Origin of the sequence: Nocardioides sp. NPDC057577 (assembly GCF_042801335.1) — a bacterium.
Taxonomy (GTDB): Bacteria; Actinomycetota; Actinomycetes; order Propionibacteriales; family Nocardioidaceae; genus Nocardioides.
Genome location: NZ_JBHVGB010000343.1, coordinates 1 through 1,310, shown reverse-complemented (window position 1 = coordinate 1,310; position 1,310 = coordinate 1). Strand labels below are relative to the sequence as shown.

The following is a 1,310-nucleotide window of genomic DNA, read 5'->3' as shown; positions in this document are numbered from 1 at the left end:
GAAACCGCCCGAAGCCCGGAGGCGTCACCTCCGACGGCCGAGATGGCACCGGGGTGCCACCTCGGCCGACCGGGGTGACGCTTCGACCTGCGTACCTGACGCCTCGGCCGACGCGAGTGACTTCTCGGCCTGCGGGGTCAGACGATCTTGCGCATCCAGCCGAAGGTGTCCTCGGCGCGGCCGAACTGGATGTCGACGAGCTGCTTGCGGATGGTCTTCCAGACCTCGCCGTCACCGGCGGAGGCGATGGAGCCGCCGTTGTGGACGAGCTCACCGACGGGGGTGACGACGGCGGCGGTACCGCAGGCGAAGACCTCGGTGATCTCGCCGGACTCGACGCCGGCCTTCCACTCGTCGATCGCGAACCGGCGCTCCTCGACGGTGTAGCCGAGCTTGCCCGCGAGCTCGATGATGGAGGCGCGGGTGATGCCCTCGAGGATGGTTCCGGTCTCGGGGGTGACGATGCGGCCGTCAGCGTGGACGAAGTAGAGGTTCATGCCGCCGAGCTCCTCGACGTACTTGCCCTCCTGCGCGTCCAGGAACACCACCTGGTCGCAGCCGTTGGCCGAGGCCTCGGCCTGGGCGACCAGGGAGGAGGCGTAGTTGCCGCCGGTCTTGGCCGCACCCATGCCGCCGCGGCCTGCGCGGGTGTAGTCCTCGGTGAGCCAGATCCGCACCGGCTTCACGCCGCCCTTGAAGTAGGAGCCGGCGGGCGAGGCGATGACCATGTAGGTCACGTGCTGGGCCGGGCGCACGCCGAGGAACGACTCCGAGGCGAACATGAAGGGCCGCAGGTAGAGGCTCTTCTCGTCGGTCTCGGAGGCCTCGGGCACCCAGCGCTGGTCGACCTTGACCAGGTCGAAGACGGTCTGCACGAAGTCCTCGATGTCGAGGACGGGCAGCGCGAGCCGCTCGCTGGAGCGGGCCATCCGGGCGGCGTTGGCCTCGGGCCGGAACGACCAGATCGAGCCGTCCTCGTGCCGGTAGGCCTTCATCCCCTCGAAGATCTCCTGGGCGTAGTGCAGCACGGCTGCCGACGGATCCAGGCTGAGCGGTGCGTACGCCTCGATGCGACCGTTGTGCCAACCCTGTTCGGGCGTCCACTCGACGGTGAGCATGTGATCGGTGAAATGGTTGCCGAAGCCTGGGTTCGCCAGGACCTCCGCGAGCTGCTTGTCGGTGGCCGGTTGGGTCGACAATGTGGTGCTGATCTCCATGACCATGAGATTAGTCCTGTTCTGCGAGTGCTGTGCCATTGCGGCAGGGGTAAGTGATGAGGACAGACGAAGGGCCGGGCGCAGAGTTCTCTG

General features: G+C 67.6%; 1 protein-coding gene. It reads right to left on the bottom strand.

Going from position 1 to position 1,310, the window contains the following annotated elements:
- Positions 1-137: 137 nt before the first annotated feature.
- Positions 138-1,217, bottom strand: coding sequence for a branched-chain amino acid aminotransferase (locus tag ACFU7D_RS29650; RefSeq protein ID WP_378729347.1), 1,080 nt, complete (start codon positions 1,215-1,217; stop codon positions 138-140).
- Positions 1,218-1,310: the final 93 nt, after the last annotated feature.

What these genes read in the sequence shown, in the direction of transcription:
- ACFU7D_RS29650 (WP_378729347.1), bottom strand. Translation starts at nt 1,217, where the DNA reads ATGGAGATCAGCACCACATTGTCGACCCAACCGGCCACCGACAAGCAG.